Source organism: Micromonospora sp. SYSU B005 (assembly GCF_055362685.1).
Window position 1 is genome coordinate 115,962 of the sequence record NZ_JAXCFU010000001.1, and the last position, 26,053, is coordinate 142,014.

23 protein-coding genes are annotated in these 26,053 nt (G+C 73.0%); 11 read left to right on the forward strand and 12 right to left on the reverse strand.

Going from position 1 to position 26,053, the window contains the following annotated elements:
- Positions 1-62: 62 nt before the first annotated feature.
- The 5 genes from mce (at position 63) to SM452_RS00575 (ending at position 7,480) form a co-directional block, all read left to right on the forward strand.
- Positions 63-527, forward strand: coding sequence for a methylmalonyl-CoA epimerase (gene mce / locus SM452_RS00555; protein ID WP_463839151.1), 465 nt, complete (start codon positions 63-65; stop codon positions 525-527).
- 281 nt (positions 528-808) lie between these two features.
- Entirely contained in the window at positions 809-2,164 is a 1,356-nt protein-coding gene (gene ccrA, locus SM452_RS00560) for a crotonyl-CoA carboxylase/reductase (RefSeq protein ID WP_463839152.1), read from the forward strand.
- Between the two features lie 263 nt (positions 2,165-2,427).
- On the forward strand, positions 2,428-3,678 hold the full coding sequence (locus SM452_RS00565; RefSeq protein ID WP_194800613.1) for a DivIVA domain-containing protein: 1,251 nt from the start codon (positions 2,428-2,430) through the stop codon (positions 3,676-3,678).
- A 172-nt stretch (positions 3,679-3,850) separates the two neighbouring features.
- The gene (locus tag SM452_RS00570; RefSeq protein WP_463839153.1) at positions 3,851-5,950 is read left to right on the forward strand and encodes a coiled-coil domain-containing protein; all 2,100 of its coding nucleotides are present in this window, start codon (positions 3,851-3,853) and stop codon (positions 5,948-5,950) included.
- Positions 5,951-6,382: 432 nt separating this feature from the next.
- On the forward strand, positions 6,383-7,480 hold the full coding sequence (locus SM452_RS00575) for an AI-2E family transporter (RefSeq protein ID WP_463839378.1): 1,098 nt from the start codon (positions 6,383-6,385) through the stop codon (positions 7,478-7,480).
- A gap of 4 nt (positions 7,481-7,484) precedes the next feature.
- On the opposite strand, the gene SM452_RS00580 is transcribed toward SM452_RS00575, so the two are convergent.
- From SM452_RS00580 to SM452_RS00610, 7 genes are all read right to left on the reverse strand, one after another.
- Positions 7,485-8,294: an alpha/beta hydrolase gene (locus SM452_RS00580; RefSeq protein ID WP_355508872.1), complete on the reverse strand. Its 810-nt coding sequence runs from the start codon at positions 8,292-8,294 to the stop codon at positions 7,485-7,487.
- Between the two features lie 67 nt (positions 8,295-8,361).
- Positions 8,362-8,688 carry a hypothetical protein gene (locus SM452_RS00585; protein ID WP_262014024.1) on the reverse strand — a complete coding sequence of 109 codons (327 nt, stop codon included), beginning with the start codon at positions 8,686-8,688 and terminating at the stop codon, positions 8,362-8,364.
- Positions 8,689-8,798: 110 nt separating this feature from the next.
- Positions 8,799-9,878, reverse strand: a complete 1,080-nt coding sequence (locus SM452_RS00590) for a hypothetical protein (protein ID WP_463839154.1) — start codon at positions 9,876-9,878, stop codon at positions 8,799-8,801.
- Positions 9,875-10,369 carry a SigE family RNA polymerase sigma factor gene (locus SM452_RS00595; RefSeq protein ID WP_262014022.1) on the reverse strand — a complete coding sequence of 165 codons (495 nt, stop codon included), beginning with the start codon at positions 10,367-10,369 and terminating at the stop codon, positions 9,875-9,877. Before SM452_RS00595 ends, SM452_RS00590 begins: the two co-directional genes overlap by 4 nt.
- 41 nt (positions 10,370-10,410) lie before the next feature.
- Complete coding sequence (locus SM452_RS00600; RefSeq protein WP_262014021.1) at positions 10,411-12,201, reverse strand: 3-hydroxyacyl-CoA dehydrogenase family protein; 1,791 nt, start codon at positions 12,199-12,201, stop codon at positions 10,411-10,413.
- A 123-nt stretch (positions 12,202-12,324) separates the two neighbouring features.
- Entirely contained in the window at positions 12,325-13,389 is a 1,065-nt protein-coding gene (locus SM452_RS00605) for an alpha/beta fold hydrolase (protein ID WP_463839155.1), read from the reverse strand.
- 603 nt (positions 13,390-13,992) lie between these two features.
- A complete protein-coding gene (locus SM452_RS00610) occupies positions 13,993-14,439 on the reverse strand; it encodes an FHA domain-containing protein (protein ID WP_262014019.1) in 447 nt (148 codons plus the stop codon).
- Positions 14,440-14,657: 218 nt separating this feature from the next.
- On the opposite strand from SM452_RS00610, the gene SM452_RS00615 reads away from it, so the two are divergent.
- The gene (locus tag SM452_RS00615; protein ID WP_355514537.1) at positions 14,658-16,160 is read left to right on the forward strand and encodes an aldehyde dehydrogenase family protein; all 1,503 of its coding nucleotides are present in this window, start codon (positions 14,658-14,660) and stop codon (positions 16,158-16,160) included.
- A gap of 9 nt (positions 16,161-16,169) precedes the next feature.
- On the opposite strand, the gene nucS is transcribed toward SM452_RS00615, so the two are convergent.
- Entirely contained in the window at positions 16,170-16,829 is a 660-nt protein-coding gene (nucS, locus tag SM452_RS00620) for an endonuclease NucS (RefSeq protein WP_030503891.1), read from the reverse strand.
- A gap of 71 nt (positions 16,830-16,900) precedes the next feature.
- Between nucS and SM452_RS00625 the strand changes: the two genes are divergently transcribed.
- Complete coding sequence (locus SM452_RS00625) at positions 16,901-17,518, forward strand: DUF4126 domain-containing protein (protein WP_262014017.1); 618 nt, start codon at positions 16,901-16,903, stop codon at positions 17,516-17,518.
- 59 nt (positions 17,519-17,577) lie between these two features.
- Complete coding sequence (locus tag SM452_RS00630) at positions 17,578-17,874, forward strand: DUF1540 domain-containing protein (RefSeq protein WP_013288237.1); 297 nt, start codon at positions 17,578-17,580, stop codon at positions 17,872-17,874.
- Positions 17,875-17,891: 17 nt separating this feature from the next.
- Here the strand turns inward: SM452_RS00630 and SM452_RS00635 are convergent, their stop codons facing one another.
- From SM452_RS00635 to SM452_RS00650, 4 genes are all read right to left on the reverse strand, one after another.
- A complete protein-coding gene (locus tag SM452_RS00635) occupies positions 17,892-19,895 on the reverse strand; it encodes a methylmalonyl-CoA mutase family protein (RefSeq protein WP_463839156.1) in 2,004 nt (667 codons plus the stop codon).
- Between the two features lie 101 nt (positions 19,896-19,996).
- Complete coding sequence (locus tag SM452_RS00640; protein WP_262014015.1) at positions 19,997-22,150, reverse strand: FtsX-like permease family protein; 2,154 nt, start codon at positions 22,148-22,150, stop codon at positions 19,997-19,999.
- Positions 22,147-22,827, reverse strand: a complete 681-nt coding sequence (locus SM452_RS00645) for an ABC transporter ATP-binding protein (protein ID WP_355514527.1) — start codon at positions 22,825-22,827, stop codon at positions 22,147-22,149. Before SM452_RS00645 ends, SM452_RS00640 begins: the two co-directional genes overlap by 4 nt.
- A complete protein-coding gene (locus SM452_RS00650; RefSeq protein ID WP_355514524.1) occupies positions 22,824-23,348 on the reverse strand; it encodes a PadR family transcriptional regulator in 525 nt (174 codons plus the stop codon). Before SM452_RS00650 ends, SM452_RS00645 begins: the two co-directional genes overlap by 4 nt.
- Positions 23,349-23,434: 86 nt before the next feature.
- On the opposite strand from SM452_RS00650, the gene SM452_RS00655 reads away from it, so the two are divergent.
- From SM452_RS00655 to SM452_RS00665, 3 genes are all read left to right on the forward strand, one after another.
- Complete coding sequence (locus SM452_RS00655) at positions 23,435-24,283, forward strand: ABC transporter ATP-binding protein (RefSeq protein ID WP_262014013.1); 849 nt, start codon at positions 23,435-23,437, stop codon at positions 24,281-24,283.
- Positions 24,280-25,125 carry an ABC transporter permease gene (locus SM452_RS00660; protein ID WP_210893836.1) on the forward strand — a complete coding sequence of 282 codons (846 nt, stop codon included), beginning with the start codon at positions 24,280-24,282 and terminating at the stop codon, positions 25,123-25,125. The genes SM452_RS00655 and SM452_RS00660 overlap by 4 nt, the downstream gene beginning before the upstream one ends.
- Positions 25,126-25,211: 86 nt before the next feature.
- Positions 25,212-26,021 (forward strand): alpha/beta hydrolase, encoded by an 810-nt coding sequence (locus SM452_RS00665; protein ID WP_262014012.1) that lies wholly within the window; start codon positions 25,212-25,214, stop codon positions 26,019-26,021.
- The last annotated feature ends 32 nt before the right edge of the window (positions 26,022-26,053 follow it).

Here is a 26,053-nt window from a genome sequence, read left to right on the forward strand (position 1 = left end):
TGCCTGCCTCCGAGGGGGTGCCGACCTGTACGCCTTAACGATTGTTCGGTCAGACTAGCGTCATGGCTGAGAACTCCCCCGTCGAGCCCGCTGCCGAGTTTGTCACAGACATCGGCCTGCGCCGCATCGACCACGTCGGGATCGCCGTGGCCGACCTGGACGCCGCGATCGACTTCTACCAGCGCACGTTCGGGATGCGCTGCGTGCACACCGAGACCAACGCCGAGCAGGGCGTACGCGAGGCGATGCTCGCGGTCGGGCCGGACGCCTCCGGCGGCATGGTGCAGCTGCTCGCGCCGCTGTCCCCGGACACCACGATCGGCAAGTTCCTGGACAGGCGCGGTCCCGGCATCCAGCAGGTGGCGTACACGGTGGCGGACATCGACGTGGCCTGCGCGGCGCTGCGTGAGCGCGGCGTCCGGCTGCTCTACGACGCACCCCGGCGCGGCACGTCGGACTCCCGGGTCAACTTCGTGCACCCCAAGGACGCCGGTGGCGTGCTGATCGAGCTGGTCCAGCCGGCCTGACGCGCGCGGAGGGGGCCGGTCGCGGCCCCCTCCCGGCATGCGGGAAGGCGCGCGGCAGTGCGCACTTGCACGTTCCCACGGACACCTCCACGCATCGGTGGATGCAGTTTTTCACAGAGGGGTTCCCGCTTTAGCTACCGTTCAGTAACGTCCGCCCGAACAGCAGCGGCGACCGGTTGCCGAATGTGTCGATTGCCGACATGGCGGTCCCGTCGCACCGGCGCCGACGATGGCAGCACCCCTGCCCGCGTCGTGCGGGTGCGGACAAACGGGAGGTCACCGTGCAGGACATCCTCGAAGCGATCATGGCGGCGGAGGGTTCGTCGCAGCCGGAGCAGGAGCTCGCCGGCCTCGCCGGCCTGCCCGTGCCGGAGAGCTACCGGGGCGTGGTGGTGCGTGCCGAGGACACCCGCATGTTCGAGGGCATGGCCACCCGCGACAAGGACCCGCGCAAGGCGCTGCACGTGCAGGAGGTGCCCACCCCCGAACTGGGCCCGGGTGAGGCGCTCGTCGCGGTGATGGCCAGCGCGATCAACTACAACACGGTGTGGACGAGCATCTTCGAGCCGCTGCCCACCTTCAAGTTCCTCCAGCGCTACGGCCGGCTCTCCGAGCTGACCCGCCGCCACGACCTGCCGTACCACGTGGTCGGCTCGGACGCCGCGGGCGTGGTGCTGCGCACCGGGCCGGGCGTGACCAAGTGGAAGGCCGGCGACGAGGTGGTCGCGCACTGCCTCTCGGTCGAGCTGGAGGACTCCGCCGGCCACGACGACACGATGCTCGACCCGCAGCAGCGGATCTGGGGCTTCGAGACCAACTTCGGCGGCCTGGCCGAGCTGGCGATCGTGAAGGCCAACCAGCTGATGCCGAAGCCGCGCCACCTGAGCTGGGAGGAGGCGGCAAGCCCGGGGCTTGTCAACTCCACCGCGTACCGGCAGCTCGTCTCGCACCACGGCGCGAACATGAAGCAGGGCGACGTCGTGCTGATCTGGGGCGCCTCCGGCGGCCTCGGCGGCTACGCCACCCAGATGGCGCTCAACGGCGGCGCGATCCCGGTCTGCGTGGTCTCCTCGCCGGAGAAGGCCGAGCTGTGCCGCAAGATGGGCGCCGAGCTGGTCATCGACCGCACCGCCGAGGGGTTCAAGTTCTGGTCCGACGAGCACACCCAGGACCAGGACGAGTGGCGGCGCTTCGGTGAGCGCATCCGCGAGCTGACCGGCGGCGAGGACCCGGACATCGTCTTCGAGCACCCGGGCCGGGAGACGTTCGGCGCCAGCGTCTACGTCGCCAAGAAGGGCGGCACGATCGTCACCTGCGCCTCCACCAGCGGCTTCAACCACCAGTACGACAACCGCTACCTGTGGATGCACCTCAAGCGCATCGTCGGCAGCCACTTCGCCAACTACCACGAGGCGTGGCAGGCCAACCGGCTGGTCGCGCTGGGCAAGGTGCACCCGACCGTGTCGAAGACGTACGCGCTGGAGCAGACCGGCCAGGCCGCGTACGAGGTGCACCGCAACGCGCACCAGGGCAAGGTCGGCGTGCGGTGCCTCGCCCCCGCCGACGGGCTCGGCGTCCGGGACATCGAGATGCGTTCGCGCCACGAAAGCGCCATCAACCGGTTCCGCGGTCACTGACCGTACGGTCGCACCGGATTGCCTTTCCGGCCGAGCCGGGCACCATTCGACCGGCGTACGCACAAAGGGCCGCGGGTACCGACCCGCGGCCCTTTTCGCGCCGCCTTCCCCGCAGAAGCCCGACCCGCCCCACCCGCCCGGGAGCTGCCAAGATCGCCAATTGGTCCGGTCTCACCGGCCGACCGAGTTGACCATGTAAACAGGACGCGAAAGGTGCCCACCGCTCTTGCGAACCACCCTGGGGCGTCTGCCAGTATGTCCCAATGCCCCAGCAGCAGTCCTCCCCTCTTGCGTTCTTCGATAACGCGAACTCACAGCCCGATTTCACCGTTGGCCTGCGTGGTTACAACACCAACCAGGTCGACGACTTCATCGGCCGCCTCAGCGCCGCCCTGAGCCAGTCCGAGCAGGCCCGCGCCGAGGCCGAGCAGCGGATGAACGACGCCCAGCGCCGGCTGCGGCAGGCCGAGCAGCGCCAGAGCGCGCTGGAGCAGAAGCTCACCGAGACCAACAAGCAGCTCGAGGAGAACAGCCGGCCGACGCTCTCCGGCCTGGGCACTCGCGTCGAGCAGATCCTGCGGCTGGCCGAGGAGCAGGCGAACGACCACCGCAACGAGGCCAAGCGCGAGTCGGAGGGCATCCTCTCCGCCGCCCGCCTCGAGGCGCGTGAGATCACCGACAAGGCCCGCGCCGAGGCCGCCGCCATGAAGGCCACCGCCGAGCGCGAGGCCGGCAGCGTCCGTACCGCCGCCGAGCGCGAGGCCGCCGAGGTCCGCGTGCAGGCCCGCCGCGAGGCCGACACGCTGCGCGCCGACGCCGACCGGGAGACCAAGCAGCTGCGTACGGTCACCGCCCACGAGGTGGCCGAGCTGAAGTCCACGGTCGAGCGCGAGGTCGCCACGCTACGCGCCACCGCCGAGCGGGAGATCACCCAGCAGCGCGCCAAGGCCGCCCGGGAGGCCGAGGAGAAGCGGGCCGAGGCGACCAAGCTGCTCACCGACGCGCGCGACAAGCGCGACAAGGACCTGCAGGCCCTGGAGCTGCAGCTCGCCGAGCGGCGGGAGAAGGCCGAGCGCGAGGAGTCGGAGCGGCACGCCGCCCAGGTCGCGCAGACCCAGAAGCTGGTGAACGAGGCCGAGCAGCGCGCCCGCGCCGCGCAGGAGCGGGCCAAGGAGATCGAGCAGCGGGCCGAGGCCCGGCGGGTCGAGTCCGAGCGCACCGCCAACGAGACCGTCGACAAGGCCAAGGCGCTGGCCGACAAGACGCTCAACGAGGCGCGCGCCGAGGCGCAGCGGGTGCTCAACGAGGCCCGCACCGAGGCCGAGCTGACCACGCAGGCGGCCCGCCGCGAGGTCGAGGACCTGACCCGTCAGAAGGACGCGGTCACCTCGCAGCTCGGGCAGATGCTGTCCGGCCTGGCCGGCATCGTGCCGGGCGTGCCGGCCGGCGGCAAGACCGAGGCGCCGAAGGGCGACGCCGCCGCGCAGAAGGTGACGGCCGAGTCGGCCGGCTGACCGCTACACCCGCTGTCGGGGGCATGAGCCACGGCGCGGGGTGACGCCGGGTGACCGGTGTCACCCCGCGCCGTCATGCTTGTGCGGCCCGTTTCGCCAGGAGGGTGAAGTAGCTCCCAGAAGGGGCGTCCGTATCGCCCCAGCAGAGCCGGATGCGTGTGAGGATGGGGGCATGTCGCACGGCGAGGAACTGTTCGCGCTCGGCGGGGACGTGACGACGGAGCCCAGCTTCGAGTCCGCCCTGCGGGGATACGAGAAACGGCAGGTCGACCGCTACGTCGCTCGCGCGGAGCACGAGATCGCGGCGTTGACCACCGAGCGGGAACAGGCATACACCCAGATCCACAAGCTGGCCGGTCAGGTCGAGGTGCTCCAGCGCGACCTGGCCCAGGTGCGCAAGCAGGCGGCGGTGGTGGACCGGGCGTCGTTCCGGCACCTGGGTCCGCGCGTCGAGCAGATCCTCACCATGGCCGAAGAGCAGGCCGACGACATCCTGGCCGCCGCCAACGAGGAGATCGAGGCCCGCCGCGCCGCCGCCGAGCACATCGTCGAGGAGGCCCGGGAGCAGGCCAACCAGGCGCTCAAGGACTTCGAGATCGCGCTTGCGGCCCGCCGGACCGAGGAGGAGCGGCACACCGCCGCCCGCAAGGCCGAGGCCGAGGCCACGCTGAAGGCCGCCAAGGACGAGTCGGCGAAGCTGCGCAAGGACGCGCAGGACGAGTCGACGAAGCTGCGGACGGCAGCCCAGGACGAGGCCGAGAAGCTGCGCCGGACCGCCCAGGACGCGCTGGCGAAGGCCCAGCAGGAGGCCACCCAGCTCCGCGACACCGCCAAGGAGATCCACTCCCGGGCACAGCAGGAGGCCGCGCGGCTGCGGGAGTCGGCCAAGGAGGCGCTGGCCAAGGCCCAGCAGGAGGCGAACCAGCTCCGCGAGGCGGCCAAGGAGGTGCACGCCAAGGGCCAGCAGGAGGCCAAGCGGCTCACCGACGCCGCCGCCGAGGCCGGCCGGGCCACGCACGCCAAGGCGCTGGCCGAGGCCAAGAAGATCGTGGACGACGCGGAGGAGGCCGCCAAGGCCACCCGCGGCCGGGCCCGCAGCGAGGCCAACCGGCTCACCACCGAGGCCGCCGAGGCCGGCAAGCGCAACCGCGCCGAGGTCGAGGCGTACGTGCAGCGCATGCGCACCGAGACCGAGGCGTACGTGCAGCAGGCCCGCGCGCAGACCCAGCAGGAGCTGGGCGCGTGGCGGGCCGGGGTGGAGAAGGAGGTCGCGGAGCGGCGGGACGGCGCGGAGAAGGAGCTGGCCCAGCGCCGGGCCGCCGCCGAGCAGGAGTTCGCCAAGCGCCGCGACGAGCTGGACAAGCAGCACGCCAAGCGGCAGGAGGAGCTGGAGCAGGCGTACACGACGCGGCGCGACGAGATCGAGCGCACCGCCGCCGACGTCCGGCAGGCCGCCGAGGCCGACGCGCTGAGCATGCGGCAGCAGGCCGAGTTGGAGGCCGCGGAGCTGCTGCGCCGCGCCGAGGCGGACGCCGGCGCGCAGCGCCGCAAGGCCGACGAGCACGTCGCGGCCTCGCGACGCCAGTTCGAGGAGTACGCGGCCACCACCCAGCAGCACCTCGCCACCACGCAGCAGCACCTGGCCGCCACGCAGCAGGAGGTGGCCGCCGGCCGGCAGCAGCTCGCCGGGGTCATGCTGGAGATCGCCAAGGCCCAGCAGGAGCTGGCCGACCTGCGTACCGAGACCTGGAAGTCGCGGCAGGAGTCCGACGACCTGCAGCGCCGCCTCACCGACCTGCGGCGCGACGCCGACTCGGCCGGGATCGCGGCCACCCCGGTCGACCCGGACGACCTCGCCACCGCCGCCTCCGTCGGCCGGTCCACCGGCGACGGCACGCCGGCGGGAGAGGGCACGCCGGTCACCGGCGGCGCGGAGAGCCCCGGCGACACCCCGGCAGGCGGCGGTGCGCCGGTGGCCGCGAAGGGCACCGCCACCGCGGTCCCCAACGGCACCGGGCCGGCCAAGGGTGACGGCGAGCCCGCCGACGCGGGCAAGGCGAAGCCGGTCGGCGAACCGGTGACCACGATGGACTCCCCCGCCGGCGCGGGCGTCGACGGGGAGCCCACTGTGGCCGCCGTACCGGGCGAGGGCGGCCGGGGCGCCACCCCGACGAAGATCACCAGCACCGGCGAGAACGGCAAGCGCCCGACCAAGCCGACCACCGACGAGCGCAGCGCCAAGCCCAGCACGGTGACGGTCGACAAGGACTGATCCACCCGCCGCGCCGGATCGGGGAGGTGGTGGCATCCGCCCCACCCGGACCACACCACTTCCCCGAGCTGGCGGGCCCAGCGCCACGTCGGCGAAGGGGCGGCATCCCACCCACCCGGACCACACCACCTCCCCGAACTGGCGGGCGGCCCGCGCCAGGGCGGCACGGCGGGACGGCCCGGCGGGTGGCGGTGGTGGGATGGTCGGGGCGGACGGCGGCGACTACCCTGCGGGCAGAGGGCCGCGCGGCGGCCGTGGACGTCAGCGGCGAGCGAGCCGGGCAGCGGGGAGGCACGGGTGTCACAGGAGGGTTCCGCGGCCCGGGACGACGAGCCCGCGGACGGGAAGACCTCCGGCGGCGCGAAGCCCACGAGCGACACCAAGGGCACCGCGAGTGAGACGACGCGCACGGCGGAGCATGCGCGGACCGGCGTGAGCAGCGAGCGGCCCGTCGACGTCGAGCCGGGTGAGTTCGAGCCGAGCGGGCGCTTCGGCGTACCGGGACGGCCGCTGCGACCCAGCGCCTTCCTGGTCGGGTTCACCGGCGCGCTCGGCGTGCTGCTCGCGTACGCGTTGTTCCTGGGCATCCGCAACGCCGCCGGCATCCTGGTGCTCGTGGTGATCGCGCTGTTCCTCGCGGTCGGCCTGCACCCCGCGGTGGTCCGGCTGCGCAAGTGGGGCGTGCCGCGCGGCCTGGCGGTGGCGGTCGTGACGCTCACCCTGCTGCTGCTGATCGTCGCCGGGCTGCTGGCGCTGGTGCCGCCCGTGGTGACCCAGTCCGGCCAGTTCATCCAGCAGCTGCCCGGGTACGTCGAGGAGCTGCGCCGCAACCCCACAGTCAACGACCTGGTGATCCGGTACGACGTGATGGAGCGGGTCCAGGCGGCGGCGAACGCGGACAACGTCGGGCGGGCGCTCGGCGGGGTGCTCGGCGGCGCGCAACTGATCTTCGGGACGGTCTTCCGCCTGCTCACCGTGCTGGTGCTGACGATCTACTTCCTGGCGTACTTCGACAAGCTGCGCGAACTCGGGTACGCGCTGGCGCCGCGCTCACGCCGGGAGCGGGTCCGGCTGATCGGCGACGAGATCCTCACCCGGGTCGGCGCGTACATGGTCGGCGCGCTCGCCATCGCGGTGCTGGCCGGGGTGAGCACGTTCGTGTTCGCGCTGGCGGTCGGTCTGCCGTACCCGTTCGCCCTGGCCGTGGTGGTCGCGGTGACCGACCTGATCCCGCAGATCGGCGCGACGCTGGGCGCGGTGGTGGTGACGCTCGTCGGGCTCGCCACGGACCTGCCGGTGGGCATCGCCTGCCTGGTGTTCTTCGTGATCTACCAGCAGGTGGAGAACTACCTGATCTATCCGAAGATCATGCGCCGGGCGGTGTCGGTAAACGAGGTGGCCGCGTTGCTGGCCGCGCTGCTCGGGGTGGCGCTGCTGGGCGTGGTGGGCGCGCTCATCGCGATCCCCACGGTGGCCGCGTTGCAGCTGATCCTGCGCGAGGTGGTGCTACCCCGCCAGGACGCCCGCTGACCGGTTACTCGGCCCGCCGCCGGGCCGGGCCGGGCACCGGGGTGTCGGCGAACGCGGCGACCGTGCGGTCGGCATACGCGCTGACGTCGCCGGCCTCCATCGGGCCGTCCCAGGTGGTCGGAAGCGGCAGCGGTACGCCCGGGGCGACCCGCCGGACGATCTCGTCCAGCACCTTCTCCGCGTCGCCGACCCAGAGGTGCTTGGCGCCGTCCACGCCCACCACCTCGGCCTGCGGCACGGCGGCGAACCGCTCCCGGGCCTCCTCCGGGCGCAGGTAGTCGTCGAACTCGGGCACCAGGGCGGTGAGCGGCTTGCCCGTCTCGGCCCAGACCGTCAGGTCCTCCGGCGCGGAGTAGCGCAGCGGCGGGGAGAGCAGGATCGCGCCGGCCACCGCCGGGTCGCAGCCGTACTTCAGCGCCAGGTCGGTGCCGAACGACCACCCGACCAGCCAGATGTTCGGCAGCTCGTGGAACTCGGCGTACTCGATCGCGGCGGCCACGTCGAACCGCTCGCCGACCGCGCCGTCGAACGCTCCCTCGCTGGTGCCGCGGACGCTGCTGGTGCCCCGGGTGTTGAACCGGAGGACGGCGAGGCCGGCCAGCGCGGGCAGCCGCCAGGCCGCCTTGCGGAACACGTGGCTGTCCATCATCCCGCCGTGTGTGGGCAGCGGGTGCAGGCAGACGAGTGTGGCGGCCGGTTCGCGGTCCAGCGGCCGGGCCAGCTCGCCGACGAGCGTCAGCCCGTCGGCGGTGTGCAGCTCGATGTCCTCCCGGCGGCCGGGCAGGATCGACGACGCGCGAATCGGAGTGCTCACGCCTGCCAGTCTCCCGCGTCGGCGGCCCCGCCGCCCAGTGGGACGGGAACCGGGTGATCCAGATCGCTCAGCCGTAGCGCGGGGCGCCCCGGCCGCGCTGGAGGTTCGGCCCGCGCCGGTCCCGGGCCCGCCAGCAGCCGGAGTGCCAGTGCCGGCGGTCGGTCAGGTCACCCCGGTCGTCGGCCGGCCAGGCCACCAGGTGCGCCACGCCGGGGCGGATCTCCTGGTCACAGCCGGGACAGCGGTACGTCTTGACCGATGCCCCGCCGCTGATCGCGCGTATCTGCCAGTCGCCGTCGCGCCACTGCTGCACTGTCGGCACGCCGTGGCGGGCACGCTCGGCGTCCAGGCCGGGGTTCTCCTCCCGGCGGGCCCGATTTCGACGGGGACTCACGATCCCAGCCTACGGCCCCTCCCCACCGTACTGCCGGTGCCCCGAACCGGGGCGATCTTGGTACGGAACGGCCCATGGGCGGGCCGTTCCGTACCAGGAATGCCGGCCGGTCAGGGCCAGGTCTGCGGACGGGTGAGGTCCTTCGCCACCTTCGCACCGCCCAGCACGGTCGCCGCGTCGGCCTCGGTGAAGTTCACCTGGCCCGGGGGTCCGTAGCCGGGGAACGGCCAGGCGAAGTCGACTGTCAACCGCACCTTCGGCAGGCCGAGCAGTTCCAGGCGGTTGCCGTCCGGATACCGGAAGCCCGGACGGCCACCCAGGTCGCGGTTGCTGGCGCGGCCCGTGTCCTCCCCCATCTCCGCCCCGTAGACCAGCTTCATCCACATGTTCGAAGAGGGTGCCCGGAAGACGGTGAGCTGAACCGTGAGGGCCTTCGGGAAGGCGGCCGCGTCCACCGAGCATCTCGTCACCGCCGCGTTCGCCGGCAACGTGGTCGGTCGGACCGGCCCGGTGCATCGCCGGGCTTCGTCCCAGCGCACCAGTCCGGCCACCCGGTCCAAGGCGGCTACGTCACCGCGAAGCGTGGCCGCGCGGGCGTAGAGGCCGGGGAAGGGCTGCCACGACTTGACCAGACCGTCCGTACCGGCGACGCGCAGCACGCCACCGTCGAAGGTCAGCCGGCCGCTGACGGCCTGCACCGGGAAGCCTTCGATCGAGGTGTCGTCGAGGGTCTTCGCCACCGGGCTGACCTCGAGCAGGACCGGGTGTCCGTCACCGACGCTGAACCGGATCGACTCGACCAGGTTGGAGCTGTGGACGGACCAGCCCAGATAGCGGGCCCGGGTGGTGTCGACGCCTAGGTGCAGCACCTGCGGGTCGGTACCCACCAGATCGGGACGCTGAAGCGCCCCGGGCACCCCGTCGGCGAGCGGCGGCACCGGCGGTGGCGCCGCCTCCGGGGTTGCGGCCGTCCAGGGCATCCGCCCGGCCAGCCCGCCCACGTCCGCGCGTATCGCGCCGGTGAAGCCGAGCACGCCGACCAGGGCGAGCGCGGTGCCGGCGGTGAGTCGGCGGCGTACCTGCCGGCGCCGGCCGAGCGCGCGGGAGCGACGCAGCAGGCGCCCGGTGTCTGTCTCGCCCTCGGCGTGCTCCCGCAACACCGAGACGATTCGCTGGTCGAGGTCGGTCACGGCCGGCTCCCCTTGGTCATCGGGACGCCGCAGCGCTCCCGGAGGTGGGCGAGCGCCCGCATCGCGTGGGTGCGGACGGTGACCGGGGAGCAGTCGAGGATCTGGGCGATCGTGGCGTCGTCCAGGTCCTCGTAGTAGCGCAGCACCAGCACGGCGCGCTGGCGGTCCGGGAGGGCGCGGATCAGCCCCCACATCTCGTCCCGGTCAGCCGCCTCGCCGCTCAGGTCTCCGCGTTCGGGCCGGTCGGCGAACGTGTCCACCGCCAGCTCGCGGCTGGACCGCCGCCGCCACCAGGACGTGTTCGCGTTGACGAGCATCCGGCGCACATACACGTCGGGCCGGTCGACCCGGGCGATCTTCCGCCAGTGCACGTACGCGCGCGCCAGCACGTCCTGGGTCAGGTCTTCGGCGCGGTGCGCGTCGCCGGTCAGCAGCCGGGCCAGACGCAACAGAGCCGGGCCGCGGCTGCCGACGTACTCCTCGAAGGTCACACCCCGAAGACGCCGTCACCGGGCCCGGCTGTTGACAGCGGTCAGCGCCGGGTGTGGTCGCGGAACCCGCGGCCGGACTTGCGGCCCAGATAGCCGGCCGTGACCAGGTGCTCCAGCAGCGGCGCCGGGGCGAAGCCGGGCTCGCGCAGTTCCAGGTACAGCTCCCGCTGGATGGCCAGCGAGACGTCCAGGCCGACCACGTCGAGCAGCTCGAACGGGCCCATCGGGTAGCCGCAGCCGAGCTTCATCGCGTAGTCGATGTCGTCGGCGGTCGAGTAGCTGGCCTCCAGCATCTTCACCGCGTCGTTCAGGTACGGGAACAGCAGCGCGTTGACGATGAAGCCGGACCGGTCGCCGCAGACCACGCCGGTCTTGCCGAGCTTCGCGCAGACCGCGCGGGCGGTGGCCGACGTCTCGGCGGAGGTGCGGATGGTCTGCACGATCTCCACCAGCGGCATGATCGGCGCCGGGTTGAAGAAGTGCAGGCCGACCACGTCGGCGGGGCGCTGGGTCGCCATCGCCACGTCGATCACCGGCAGCGACGAGGTGGTGGTGGCGAGCACGACGCCGGGCTTGCAGATCTCGTCGAGGCTGGCGAACAGCGCCTTCTTGACGCTCAGCTCCTCGATCACGGCCTCGACCACCAGGTCGACGTCGGCCAGGTGCTCCAGCGTCGCGGACCAGGTGATTCGGCCGAGCGCCTCGTCCCGGTCGGTCTCGCTGAGCTTGCCGCGTACCACGCCCTTGTTCAGCGAGGTCTTCACCGCCTCGCAGACCTTCGCGGACTTCTCCGCGCCCCGGGTCACCGAGATGACCTCGTAGCCGGCCTTGGCGAACACCTCGATGATGCCGGTGGCCATGGTGCCGGAGCCGACCACGCCGACCTTCGCGATGGCGCGGGCGCCGTCGGCGAGCGCGGCGTCCGCGGCGAGCGGCGTGTACTCGTCGGGTACGACCTTCGGCGAGCCCGGCCGCTCGTAGGTGTAGAAGCCGCGACCGGACTTCCGGCCGAGCAGCCCGGCGGTGACCATCTGCTTGAGCAGCGGGGCCGGGGCGTGCCGCCGGTCCCGGCCGCCGCGCCGGTACATGGTGTCGAGGATCTCGTACGCGGTGTCCAGGCCGATCAGGTCCATCAGCGCCAGCGGGCCCATCGGCAGGCCGCAGCCGAGCTTCATGGCGGCGTCGATGTCCTCGCGGGTGGCGTACCGGGCCTCGAACATGCCGACCGCGTGGTTCAGGTAGCCGAACAGCAGCGCGTTGGCGATGAACCCGGCCCGGTCGCTGATCGTCACGTCGACCTTGCCGAGCCGCTCGCAGAGCGCCTCCACGTCGGCGACCACGTCGGCGGAGGTGACCACCGTGCGGACCACCTCGACCAGCTTCATCACCGGGGCCGGGTTGAAGAAGTGGATGCCGATGACCTGGTTGGGCCGGGTGGTGGCGACGGAGATCTCGGTGACGCTCAGCGAGGACGTGTTGGTGGCGAGGATCGCCTCGGGCTTGCAGACCCGGTCCAGCTCGGCGAAGATCCGCTGCTTGAGGTCCAGGTGCTCGGGCACCGCCTCGATCACCAGGTCCACGTCGTGCAGCGCGTCCAGGCCGACCCGGAAGTCGACCCGCGCGAGCAGGGCGTCCCGCTCGGCCTCGGCGAGCTTGCCCTTGGCGACGGCCCGGTCGGTGGAGCCGGTCAGCGTGACCCGGCCGCGCTCCAGCGCCGCGTCGGAGATCTCGACGGCTGTGACGTCGACGCCGTTGCGGGCGAACACCTCCACGATGCCGGCACCCATGGTGCCCAGACCCACCACGCCCACCCTGGTGAACTCCCGCGCCACGACCGGCCTCCCCTGGCTCGACTCCGCCGTCCGCGACATGAACGGCCGCTAAGGTTATGCGCCGGAGTCTGCCACGTGACGCTGTGTTGTCGAGACGCCGTGGGATATTTCACGCACCGCGCCTCACCCGGTGGCGTTCTCCCCGGCCAGCGCCAGTAGTTCGGCGACGAACTCCGCCGGTCGCTCCAGGTGCGGGCTGTGCCCGCAGCCGGGCAGCACCACCTCCCGGTACGTCCCGCCGGCCGCCGCGTACCGGTCCAGCACCGCGCGGGTCTGCCCCACCATCGGCTGCGGCGGGCACTCCCCGTCGCCGGGCCAGCCGGGCACCACACCGAGCCGGCCGAGGTACGCCAGGTCGAACAGCGAGGTGTCCGAGACGATCACGTCGGCGTCGCCGCGTACCCAGGTCACCGGCGGCTTGACCGGCACGGCGACGAGCTCGTCGGCGAGCCGGAAGTGGGCCGGGGCCAGCGCGTTGAGGACGCCGCGCGGCCCGGCGGCGGTCCCCGGCCAGTGCGGCGAGGCGACAGCGGTGCCCGGGTAGTTGTCGTCGCCGGTGGCGGTGGTCAGCATGCTCTCCAGCAGCAGGTCCTCGTCGTCGCCGAGGGAGGCCGGGTCGGCCACGTACGCGGCACGCAGCACCGCCCGCGGGCTGGTCGGGCCGTCGGCGCTCCGGTCACCGGCGGCGAGCCGGGCCACGAAGTCGGGGTTCGCGCCGCCCGCGCCGGTGCCGGCGAAGTCGGACGTGGTGGGGGTGCCGTCGAGGTCCCGGGTGCCGCCGAAGCCGTACGGGGACACCGGCGCCTCCAGCAGCAGCCCCGCCACCCGATCGGGCTGGCCGACGAGCAGCCGCATCGCCACGCCGCCGCCCAGCGAGTGCCCCGCCACCACCGGCCGGGCGCCGGGCGCGAACAGCCCCGGGGCGTCCAGCAGCGCGGCCACGTCGTCGGCGAAGTCGTCCAGACCCCGGGTGGCGTCGACCGGCGCGGTGTCGGTCTCGCCGTAGCCGCGCAGGTCGGGGGCGACCACCCGCAGCGTCTCCGGCAGCCGGGCCAGCAGCGGTTCCCAGAATGCGGAGGAGGAGACGTTGCCGTGCACCAGCAGGACCGGTACGCCGTCCGGTGGACCGGCCACGCGGACCGCCTGGGTGATGCCGTTGGCCTGGACCGTGAGCCGAGCGCTACGCATCCGCGCATGCTGGCACGCGCCCCCGCCCCCGGTCCATGTGCCCCACAGACACACCGCCCGACGCGCACGTGGCCCACACCCCCGCCGCCCCGCCCTCCCCCAGCCTTCACCGCGTCGATCATGAAGTTGGCGGCGACAAATCGGACGCAGAACGCCGCCAACTTCATGATCGACGAGACCTGGGAGCGCCAACCCCGCCCAGCCCACCCGTCCGCCGGCCCCGTCGCCGGTCCGTCGGCGACCACACCGGCGGCCCATCGGCAGCGGTGATCAAGGAGTTTGTGTCACCGAAGGAGCCCTTCCCGTACCCAAACTCCTTGATCACCGTGAGTGGGCGGGCCGGGGAGGGGCGCCGGGAAGGCGGGCGGGTGGCGGGGCGCGCCCAGGCACCGCCGGGCTGAGCGCGCGGGCTGAGCGCGCGGGCGGCGCGAGGCCGGGGTCAGCGCGGACGCGAGGGCTCAGCGAGCACCTGGAATCAGCGGCCGTCGAGGGTTCGCATGGCCTCGACGGCCCAACGGGTGCCGGCACTCAGCGGCCGTGGAGGGCCCAACGGGCGGGTGCCGGGAGTCAGCGGCCTCGAGGGCGCAGCGACGGCCGGGGCCGCTAGCTGACGTCGGCCGGCTGCGCCACGCACGCCTCGATCGGCTGGCGCGGCCCGGGGACGGGCAGCGGCACTGTGGGGCGCTGGTCGCGGCGCATCGCGCCGAAGCTCATCCCGACCGGGTCGGTGCGGGCCACACCCGGGTCGTAGAGGCGCAGATCGGTGCGGCCGAGCCGGACCACGTCGCCGTCGGCGATCGCCACGCTGCCGGTTACCCGGGTGTCGTTGAGCCAGGTGCCGTTCGTCGAGCCGAGGTCGGTGAGCAGCACCCCCTCCGGGGTGGCCCGGACGGTGGCGTGCCGCCGGCTCAGATGCGGGTCGGCGAGCACGATGTCGGCGGTCGGCGCACGGCCGATCACCTGCGCCTCCTGGCCGACCCGGAACGTGAGCCCCCGCATCGCCCCGCCCGACACCGTCAGCAACGGCATCAGCTCAGGATGCTCCTCCATGGACAGTCGACCTCCACCCCACATCGCCCCGCGGCGTCAGCCTGCCACCTCACCGTAGTGGCTTGCACCACCGCGCGGTCACCCCCGCGACCCCGGCCGGTCATCTCCCGTTCGCCGTTTCGGACGGCACCTCCGTCGATGCGACGGCTGATCGTCCGCGCAGCGTACGGCGCGTTCGACACCTACCGGCGAGTAATCCTCGGGTCTAGACTTCGGCCATGACCGCTGTACATGTGCCGGGCGCCCCGCTCATCTCCGAGGGTCAATTGGTGTCGACCAGCCCGGCCACCGGCGCCGAGGCGGGCCGATTTCCGCTGGCCACCGAGGCGGACGTGCGCGCCGCCGTCGACCGCGCCCGGGCGGCCGGTGACTGGTGGGCCGGGCTCGGCTTCGCCGGCCGGCGCGACCGCCTCCAGCGCTGGCGCGGCGTGCTCGCCCGGCGGATCGAGGAACTGGCCGACCTGATGCACACCGAGGGCGGCAAGCCGGTCGGTGACGCGGTGGTGGAGATCCTCACCGCGCTGGAGCACATCGACTGGGCGGCCCGCAACGCGCAGCGGGTGCTCGAGCCGCGCCGGGTCCGCTCCCGCCTGGTCCTCGCCGAGTTCAGCGGTCACCTCGAATACCAGCCGTACGGCGTGATCGGCGTGATCGGCCCGTGGAACTACCCGGTCTTCACCCCGATCGGCTCCGCCGCGTACGCGCTCGCCGCCGGCAACGCGGTGGTGTTCAAGCCCAGCGAGTACACCCCGGCCGTCGGCCAGTGGCTGGTCGACAGGTTCGCCGAGGTGGTGCCGGAGCAGCCGGTGTTCCAGGTGGTGCACGGCTTCGGCGCGGTCGGCGCGGCGCTGTGCCGCTCCGGGGTCGGCAAGGTCGCGTTCACCGGCTCGACCGCCACCGCGAAGCGGGTGATGGCCGCCTGCGCCGAGACGCTCACGCCGGTGCTGCTGGAGGCCGGCGGCAAGGACGCGATGATCGTGGACAGCGACGCCGACCTGGACGCCGCCGCCGACGCGTGCGTGTGGGGCGGGATGACGAACGCCGGCCAGACGTGCATCGGCATCGAGCGGGTCTACGCGGTCGACCAGGTCTTCGACGCCTTCGTGGAGAAGGTGGTGGCGAAGGCCGGGCGGCTCACCGTGGGCGCCGACGGCTCCGACCTCGGCCCGATCACCATGCCGTCGCAGATCGACGTCATCCGCCGGCACATCGACGACGCGATCGACCGGGGCGGCCGGGCGGTGCTGGGCGGCCCGGAGGCGGTCCAGCCGCCGTACGTGCACCCGACGGTGCTGGTCGACGTGCCGGAGGACTCGGCCGCCGTGCGGGAGGAGACGTTCGGCCCGACGCTCGTGGTCAACCGCGTCCGGGACGTGGACGAGGCGGTCGAGCGGACCAACGCGCTGCCGTACGGGCTCGGGGGTTCGGTCTTCGGCCGGGCGCGGGCGGTGGCGGTCGCGCGGCGGCTGCGCTCCGGGATGGCCTCGGTCAACTCGGCGCTGACCTTCGCCGGCATGTCGACGCTGCCGTTCGGCGGCACCGGCGAGTCCGGCTTCGGCCGCATCCACGGCGAGGAGGGGTTGCGCGAGTTCGGCCGGCCCAAGTCGGTCACCCGCCGCCGGGCCCGGTCGCTGCTGCCGGCGATGACGTTCGAGCGCACCCCGGCCGACATCGCCCGGATCATCAAGATCGCCAAGCTGATGTACGGCCGGGGCCGCTGAGGCAACGCCTCAGAACAACGTCAGCTCGTCGCGCTCGATGCCGCGCAGCTTGTCGTAGTCGACCACCACGCACCGGATCCCCCGGTCGGTGGCGAGTACCCGTGCCTGCGGCTTGATCTCCTGCGCGGCGAACACGCCGGCCACCGGCGCGAGCAGCGGATCGCGGTTCATCAGCTCCAGGTAGCGGGTGAGCTGCTCGACGCCGTCGATCTCGCCGCGCCGCTTCACCTCGACCGCCACCGCGCCGCCGACCGCGTCCCGGCAGAGCAGGTCGACCGGCCCGATCGCGGTCATGTACTCGCGCCGGACCAGCGTGAAGCCCTCCCCCAGCGTCTCCGGGTTCGCGGCGAGCAGCTCCTGCAGGTGCGCCTCGACGCCGTCCTTGCGCAGGCCCGGGTCCACGCCCAGCTCGTACGAGGTGTCCTGGAAGATCTCCTCCAGGGTGATGCGCAGTTCCTCGCCGGCCTTGTTCACCACCCGCCAGACGCCCGGTGCCTCCTCCAGCCGGCAGGGCGGGCTCATCCAGTTCAACGGCTTGTAGGCCCGGTCGTCCGCGTGGATCGACACCGACCCGTCCGCCTTCACCATCAGCAACCGGGTCGCCGGGGGCAGGTGGGCCGAGAGCCGTCCGACGTAGTCCACCGAGCACTTCGCAATCACCAACCGCACCCGCCGAGGGTAGCCGAGGCCCCGGCGGACGCCGACGAGCGCCACTGGCGTACCGGTGCCATATTGAGATCGTGCTCGAAGTCCTCACCGGTTCCGGTCTGGCCGCCTCGGCGGGCCTGAACGCCTACATCCCGCTGCTGCTGATGGGGCTGCTGTCCCGCTACACCGATCTGGTCGAGCTGCCGAGCGGCTGGCAGTGGCTCGGCAACGGCTGGGTGGTGCTGATCCTCGCCGTCCTGCTCGCGGTGGAGGTGGTGGCCGACAAGGTGCCGGTGGTCGACCACGTCAACGACGTGGTGCAGACGGTGGTCCGGCCGACCGCGGGCGGGCTCGCGTTCGGCGCGGGCGCCGGCTCGGAGACGGTCACCGTGAGCGACCCGGACACGTTCTTCTCCACCCACCAGTGGGTGCCGGTGGTGGTCGGCGTGCTGATCGCGCTCGGCGTACACCTGCTCAAGGCCGTCGCCCGGCCGGTCATCAACGCGACCACCGCCGGGGTGGGCGCGCCGGTGGCCAGCACCGCCGAGGACGCGACGAGCGTGGTCATGTCGGTGGTGGCGCTGCTGCTGCCGGTGCTGGTGCTGGTGTTCCTGGTCGCCCTGGTGTTCTTCGTACCGTGGCTGTTCCGCCGCCGCCGGGAGCGGCGCCGCGAGCGCGCCGCGGCCCGCGCGGCCGGCTTCCGCGTCTGACCCGCACCGACTCCCGAAACCTCTAAAATCGGGGCAAGACACCCAAGGAGGTACGGGAGATGACCGCGTCGTTGGAGATGCCCCGGGTCCAGGAGTGCGCCGTCCGGTCCTGCGCCTACAACCACACGAACGACTGCCACGCGTTCGCCATCACGATCGGCAGCAGCGACCACGCGCACTGCCACACGTTCGTGGAGATGCCGGTGCGCGGCGGCCTCGACCAGTTGGTCGCGCAGGTGGGCGCGTGCTCGCGCGCCGACTGCCGGCACAACGCCGACCTGGAGTGTCACGCCCCGGCCATCACCGTCGGCCCGGACATGGACATGGCCGACTGCATGACCTACGAGAGCCGCTGACCCACCCGCGAGGGCGTTCAGCTCAGCGCGTTGGCCTCGCGGATCACTGTGACCAGCTCGTCGATGATGCCGGTGAGCGCGAAGTCCTTCGGCGTGAACACCCGGGCCACCCCGGCTGAGCGCAGCGCGTCGGCGTCGGCGGCCGGGATGATCCCGCCCACCACCACCGGCAGGTCGCCGCGCCCAGCCGCGCGCAACCCGTCCAGCACCGCCGGCACGGCGGCCAGGTGCGAGCCGGACAGCACGGAGAGGCCGACCAGGTCGACGTCCTCCTCCACCGCCGCCGCCACGATCTGCCCGGCGGTCAGCCGGATGCCCTGGTAGACCACCTCGAAGCCGGCGTCACGGGCGCGTACCGCGATCTGCTCCGCGCCGTTCGAGTGCCCGTCCAGCCCCGGCTTGCCGACCAGCAGCCGCAGCCGGCCGCTGCCCAGCTCCCGGGCGGTCGCGGCGACCCGCTCCCGGACCCCGGCGAGGGTGGCGTCACCGGTTGTGCCGACCGCCCCGGCCAGGCCGGTCGGCGCGCGGTACTCGCCGTACACCTGGCGCAGCGCGCCCGCCCACTCGCCGGTGGTGACCCCGGCCCGCACGCAGTCCAGCGTCGCGGGCATCAGGTTCGCCGTGGTGGCGGCGTCGGCACGCAGCCGGTCCAGCGCCGCCTCGACGGCCGCCGCGTCCCGGTCGGCCCGCCACCGGCGTACGCCGTCGGTGGCCGCCTCCTCGACGGCCGGGTCCACCTGCTCGACCGCCTCGGCACCCGCAGCGGTCAGCGGCGACGGCTCGGTCTCGGTGAACCGGTTGACGCCGACCACGACGTCCGAGCCGGACTCCATCCGGCGGCGCCGGTCGGCGAGCGAGGCCACCAGCGCGCTCTTCAGGTAGCCGGTCTCGACGGCGGTGACCACGCCGCCCATCTCCAGCACCTTCTCCAGCTCGACGCGGGCACCGGAGACGATCTCGTCGACGAGCGCGGTCATCACGTGCGAGCCGGCGAACAGGTCCGGGTACTCCAGCAGGTCCGACTCGTACGCCAGCACCTGCTGCATGCGCAGCGACCACTGCTGGTCCCACGGGCGGGGCAGGCCGAGCGCCTCGTTCCAGGCGGGCAGCTGCACGGCCCGGGCGCGGGCGTCGCGGGACAGCGTGACGCCGAGCATCTCCAGCACGATGCGCTGGATGTTGTTCTCCGGCTGCGCCTCGGTCAGGCCCAGCGAGTTGACCTGGACGCCGTAGCGGAACCGGCGTTGCTTCGGGTCCGCCACGCCGTAGCGGTCGCGGGTGATCTCGTCCCAGAGCGCGCCGAACGCGCGCATCTTGGCGATCTCCTCGACGAAGCGCACCCCGGCGTTGACGAAGAACGAGATCCGCTGGACCACGTCGCCCATCCGCTCGGGCGGCACCTGGCCGGAGTCGCGGACGGTGTCGAGCACGGCGACGGCGGTGGCGAGCGCGAAGCCGACCTCCTGCACCGGCGTGGCCCCGGCCTCCTGGAGGTGGTACGAGCAGATGTTCACCGGGTTCCACCGGGGCATCTCACGCAGCGTGTACGCGATCACGTCGGCGGTCAGCCGCAGCGACGCCGCCGGCGGGAAGATGTACGTCCCCCGGGACAGGTACTCCTTGATGATGTCGTTCTGCGTGGTGCCGGCGCAGCGGCTCAGCTCGGCGCCCTGCTCGGCGGCGACGGTGCCGTAGAGGCCGAGCAGCCACATCGCCGGAGCGTTGATGGTCATCGAGGTGTTCATCTCGGCGAGCGGGATGCCCTGGAACAGCGCCCGCATGTCGCCCAGGTGCGCCACCGGCACGCCGACCCGGCCCACCTCACCGGAGGCCAGCTCGTGGTCCGGGTCGTACCCGGTCTGGGTGGGCAGGTCGAAGGCGACCGACAGGCCGGTCTGCCCCTTCGCCAGGTTGCGGCGGAAGAGCGCGTTGGTGGCCGCGGCGGAGGAGTGCCCGGCGTACGTGCGCATCACCCACGGGCGGTCCCGCTCGGGCAGCCGTCCCGGCATCGCGTCGTCCATGGCCGGAGTTTAAGTTACCGTTCAGTAAAAGAGAGTGTGGAAAACCACACAACCCGATGCCCGTGCCGGTGGGCCGGCGTGCGGCCGGCCCACCGTACGGGTCATTCGCTGCGGGCGGTCTCCGGGCCGGTGATCCGTTCCAGCAGCGGCAGCGTGGCCGCGATGACCGCGAGACAGCCCAGCACGCCGAGGGCCACCACAGCGGCGAACCCGATCCCCGGTACGCGCAGGTCGTACTGCATCTGCGCGCGCAGGAACAGGTGCGCGGCGGCCAGTCCCATCCCGACCGCGACCACGGCGACGGTCAACAGCGGCACCGTGCTCTCCACTGCTACCACCCGGCGCAGCAGCCGTACCGGAGCGCCACTGAGCCGCAGCAGGCTGAACGGCCGTTTCCGTTCGCTGAGGCCGGCCGCCACGGCCACGGCCAGGCTGCACCCGGCGAGCACGAGACCGGCCACCACGACGAGGTCGGCCAGCCGCTGCCAGCCCCGCATGGTGTCGGCGAAGTCGGCCTCGAAGTCGCCGGGCACGTTCGGCGCCACGTAGAACGTCGGGAACGCGGCTTCGAGGACCGTCCGGGCCCGCTCCACCGCGACCGGATCCTCCGCCTCGACCGCCACCGAACCCGCCGGGAGTCCCGCGAGGGCAGCCGGGTCCACCGGGGACGACGGCCAGATCCGGTCGGCCGAGGCGGACTCCCGCCAGGGGATCAGGTCCGGCGGCACCTCGGCGACGCTCGCGCCGGCGGCGCACCGCCCGTACGCGGGCGGGATGTCCGCGCAGGCGATCACCCCGGAGTCGCGGCCGTCACCGCGTACCGGGTTCTCCCGGACGAGCACCGGGTTGCGGACGCCGGGAGTCGCGGCGAGGTCGGCCAGCAGCGTGCCCGGCACGGGCGGGTCGTCGGTGAGGACCATCGACAGCCGGCCGGCCTCCAGCGACCCCCGGGGCGCCGGACCGCGCTCGTACGTGATCGTCCCCATCACGCCCACGGCCACCGTCGTGACGAACAGCGCGAGCATCACGCCGCTCACCGCCCGGAACCCGGCGGACGGGTTGTCGGCGAGCCGGCGCGCGGCGATCAACGCGGCCGGCCGGTTGGCCCGGGCGGCCATCGCCCGGGCACCGACCATGGTCAGCCACGGGCCGCCGGTGAGCAGCCCGACCATGACCAGCAGCAGCGCGGGCAGGAACAGCGCGGTCTGCCCGTCCGACGTGGGCGGCCGGTACACCAGGGCGAAGCCCAGCCCGGCCAGGCCGAGCGCGAGCGGAATCAGCCGGTACACCCGGGGCGGCCGGGGTGTGACGCGGCGGCTGACACCGAGTGGGGAGATCCGGACCCGGCGCAGCGCGACCCAGGCCGCGGCCGCCGCGCCCGCCGGCACGCCGAGCGCCACCAGGAGGGCCTCCGGCGCGCCGATGGCCATGTCGCCGGGGAAGAACGGCATGCCGGTGAACGGGATGCCGGCGAGCTGCCCGCGGAACGCGAAGAACACCGCGAAGCCGGCCGCCGCGCCGGCCACCGCCGCGAGCGCGGCCTCGACGGCCGCGACCGCCGAGATCTGCCGGGGCGTGGCCCCGACCAGTCGCATCGCGGCGAACCGCTGCTCCCGGCGGGCAGCGCCGAGCCGGGTCGCCGTGCCGATGAAGACGAGTACGGGAAACAGCAGTCCGCCCGCGGCCACGCCGAGGATGAGGTCGATCGCCGCCCTCGGCAGCGGAGCCCGGTTGTCGTCGAGCCGGGTGACCTTGCGAACCTGGTCCAGCTTCCCGACCTGCTCCGGGGTGCCGCCGACCAGGACGAGCAGGGTGTCCGGCGAGGTGAGCGCCGCCGGCCCGACGACGCCGAGGTCCCGGCCCGGGTAGCGGTCGGCGAGCTGGTCGGCGGGGGTGGTGGCCAGCAGCTTGCGCAGCGCCGGGGAGGCGTAGTACTCGCCGGGTCCCGGCGCGCGGGGGACGCCGATCGGCGTGGGCGCGTCCGGACCGGTGGCGGCGACGTCGATGCGAACGATCTGATCGCCCCGGAAGTAGTCAAACCGGGTCGACCACAGCAGCGGGTCGGCGGACCCGCCCGCCGTCTCCTGCGGGTACATCGACGCGTAGCGGGTGAGCTGGGCGTCGGTGGCGTTCACACCGGCGAGCGTGGTGAGCAGCAGGCCGGTGCCGACCGCGACGGCGGCGGCGATGGCGACCAGCCGGACCAGCGCCTCCCGGCCACCGGCGACGGCGAGCCGGAGCGCGAGCCCGATCACGAGGCGACCCCGGCGGGGGCGTTGACCCGGCCGTCCCGCACCATGACCTCCCGGTCGGCGTACGCCGCGATGCGCGCCTCGTGCGTCACCAGGACGACTGTGGTGCCCTTCTCGCGGGCGGCCTCCACCAGCAGCGTCATCACCTCCTCGCCGGTGAGCGAGTCGAGCGCGCCGGTGGGCTCGTCGGCGAACAGCACCCGGGGCTCGGCGACCAAGCCGCGGGCCAGCGCGACCCGCTGGGCCTGCCCGCCGGACAGTTCGCCCGAGCGGCGGTGCTCCATGCCGGCCAGGCCGAGCCGCTCGAACCAGCCCCGCGCGGTGCGCAGCGCCGGAGTGCGGCGGACACCGCGCAGCAGCAGCGGCAGCGCCACGTTCTCCGCCGCGGTGAGTTCCGGCACGAGCTGGCCGAACTGGAAGACGAAGCCGAAGCTGTCGCGGCGCAGCGCGCTGCGGTCGGCCTCGCCGAGCGTGTCGATCCGGGTGCCGTCGAACCGGACCTCACCGGAGTCGGGGCGCAGGATGCCGGCCAGGCAGTGCAGCAACGTCGACTTGCCGGAACCGCTCGGTCCCATCACGGCGACGACCTCGCCGGCGGCCACGGCGAGGTTCGCGCCGCGCAGGGCGGGTGTCTCGCCGAACGCGTACGTGACGTCGCGTGCCTCGATCATCGGGCTCATGCCCGTACCGCCTTTCGCAGGGCGTCCAGCCGGGCGCCCGTCGTCTCGATCCACCGCAGGTCCGCCTCGAGGTGGTAGAGGCCGTGGTCGGCCAGCATCACGTCGACGAGTTCGCCGCTGCGCTTGATCTCGGTGAGTTCGCGCATCCGGCGCAGGTGCGCGGCGCGCTGGGTGTCCAGGTACTCCTCGGCCGGGCGGTCGAGCATCAGCGCGAGCACGACCTTGGTGAACAACAGGGTCTGCAGGTGTGGTTCCGGTTCGACCGGCTCGGTCAGCCAGTGCTCCACCTCGGTGGCGCCCACGTCGGTGATGACGTAGCGCTTGCGGTCCGGCCCGGCGCCCGGAGCGACGTCGCCGACCACCACCTTGCCGTCGCGGGCCAGCCGGCTCAGCGTCGAGTAGACCTGCCCGTACGGCAGCGGCTTGCCGCGTCCGAAGAAGGTGTCGTAGTCGCGCTTGAGGTCGTAGCCGTGGCTCGGTTCGCGTTCGAGCAGGCCGAGCAGGGTCAGGGGAACCGTCATGACCAGAGACTACACCGAGTGTATACCTCGCGTATATAGCTGACCCGGCAGTGGAACGGGCTACCGCACGACGCACACTTGACGTCATGGAGAACGAGCTCGCGATTTCCGTGCGAGGGCTGCGCAAGGCGTACGGCGACAACGTCGCCGTCGCGTCGGTGGACCTGGACGTCCGCCGGGGCGAGGTGTTCGCCCTACTCGGCCCCAACGGCGCCGGCAAGACCACAACGGTCGAGATCCTGGAGGGCTACCGGCAGCGCGACGCGGGCGAGGTACGCGTCCTCGGCGCGGACCCGGCCCACCCGGACGCCGGCTGGCGCTCCCGGGTCGGCATCGTGCTTCAGGGCACCGGCGAGTTCGACGAGCTCAGCGTCATCGAGGTGGTCCGGCACTTCTCCGGCTTCTACCCGGGCGCCGACGACCCGGACAAGGTGGTCGAGCGGGTCGGGCTGGGCGCCAAGGCCAAGGCCCGTACGCACACGCTCTCCGGCGGGCAGAAGCGCCGCCTGGACGTGGCGCTGGGCATCATCGGCCGCCCCGAGCTGCTCTTCCTCGACGAGCCGACCACCGGCTTCGACCCGGAGGCCCGGCGCGAGTTCTGGGAGCTGATCCGGGACCTGTCCGCCGCCGGCACCACGATCGTGCTCACCACCCACTACCTGGACGAGGCCGAGGCGCTCGCCGACCGGGTCGGCGTGATCGCCGCCGGACGGGTGATCGAGGTCGCGCCGCCCAACCGGCTGGGCAACCGGCAGGAGGCGCTGGCGAGCGTCTCCTGGATCAACCCCGACGGCACGCCGGGATCGAGGGAGACCGCGACCCCGACGGCCCTGGTGCACGACCTGGCTGCGTACTTCGGCGGCGAGGTACCGGGCCTGACCGTGACCCGGCCGACCCTGGAAGACGTCTACCTGCGGATGATCGGACACTCATGACCACCACGACGAACCCCGCGGCCCCGGTCACCGCCGCCGCGGCCCGGCGGCCCGGCGCGGGCGCGCTGGCGCTGCGCCAGGGGCGGCTGGAGATCACCCAGTTCCTGCGCAGCCGGGAGTCCGTCGTGTTCACGATGGGCTTCCCGATCATCATGATCCTGATCTTCGCGGCGATCTTCAGCGACGAGATCGCGCCCGGGGTCAGCTACACGCAGTACTTCATCACCGGCATGATCGCGACCGGCCTGATGACAGTCAGCTTCCAGAACCTCGGCATCTGGATCCCGATCGAGCGGGACCGGGGCGTGCTCAAGCGCTACCGCGGTACGCCGATGCCGAAGTGGGTCTGGTTCGCCGGCAAGGTGATCATGGTGGTGGTCATCGGCATCGCCGAGACCGTGCTGCTGCTCGCCGTCTCGGTGGCGATGTTCGACCTGGACCTGCCGCAGACCACCACCAAGTGGCTGACGTTCGCCTGGGTCTCCGTCCTCGGCGTCACCGCCTGCACGCTCTGCGGCATCGCCATCTCGTCGCTGGCCCGCACCGCCCGCAGCGGCTCGGCCGTGGTCACCCCGGTCGCTCTGGTGCTCCAGTTCATCTCCGGCGTGTTCTTCGTCTTCACCAGCCTGCCCACCTGGATGCAGCAGGTCGCGGCGATCTTCCCGCTCAAGTGGATGTGCCAGGGGCTGCGCTCGGTCTTCCTGCCGGACAGCTTCGGCGCCCGGGAGCCGGGCGGCTCGTTCGAGCTGGGCACCGTCGCGCTGGTGCTGGGCGCCTGGTGCGTCATCGGCCTGGTGCTCTGCCTGACCACGTTCCGCTGGACCACCAAGCGCGACGGCTGAGGTGTAAGGAAGGGCCCCCTCTTAACGCCTGCGGTAGAGGAAGGGCCCCTTCTTAACGCGCGCCTGGCGGTGGCACACTCGCCCGCATGGCATCGACGCTGACCCGGCGTACCCTGCTCGGCGCCGCCGCCGGCGTGGCCGGCGCCGTGATGGTCGGCGGCCTCGCCGCCAGGCAGCTCTCCGGCCCCCGCCCGGGACCGGCGCCGGCCCTGCCGGACGCCCCGCCCGGCGACGAGCGGCTGATCCGCATCGCGTCCGGCGCGCGCGGCCGCGAGGTGGACTTCTGGACGGCGGTCCCCGAGGGGTACGGCGACGGCCGCGGCCTGCCCGTCTGCCTGGTGCTGCACGGCGCGTCGGCCACCCCGCGCGACTACGGACGGTTCGGGCTGGCCCGCTTCCTCACCGACGCGGTACGCCGGGGCGCCCCGCCGTTCGCGCTCGCGGGCGCCACCGGCGGGCGGCTGTCCTGGCGCGCCGCCGGTGACGACGACCCGCAGCGGATGGTGCGCGAGGAGGTGCCCACCTGGTGCGCCCGGCGCGGGTTCGACAGCAGCCGGCTGGCCGTGTGGGGCTGGTCGATGGGGGGCTTCGGCGCCTTGCTGCTCGCCGAGACGTACCCGAAGTGGCTGCGGATGGCGGCGGCCTTCTCCCCCGCGGTGAGCCCCGGCGACGCGGTCTTCACCGACGTGGAGAAGCTGCGCGGCACCCCGGTCGGGCTCTGGTGCGGGCGGCAGGACAACTTCCTCTCCGACGTCCGTGCGCTGGCCCGGGTGCTGCCCGAGGAGCCGGTACGCGCCGCCTGGGCCGACGGGCGGCACAACTTCGGCTACTGGGGCACCGTGATCCCGGACGCGTTCGCGCTGATCGGCGCCGCGCTCAGCCCGCCCCGGACGTGAACCGGCACCGGACGTGAACCGCCCCCGGCCGC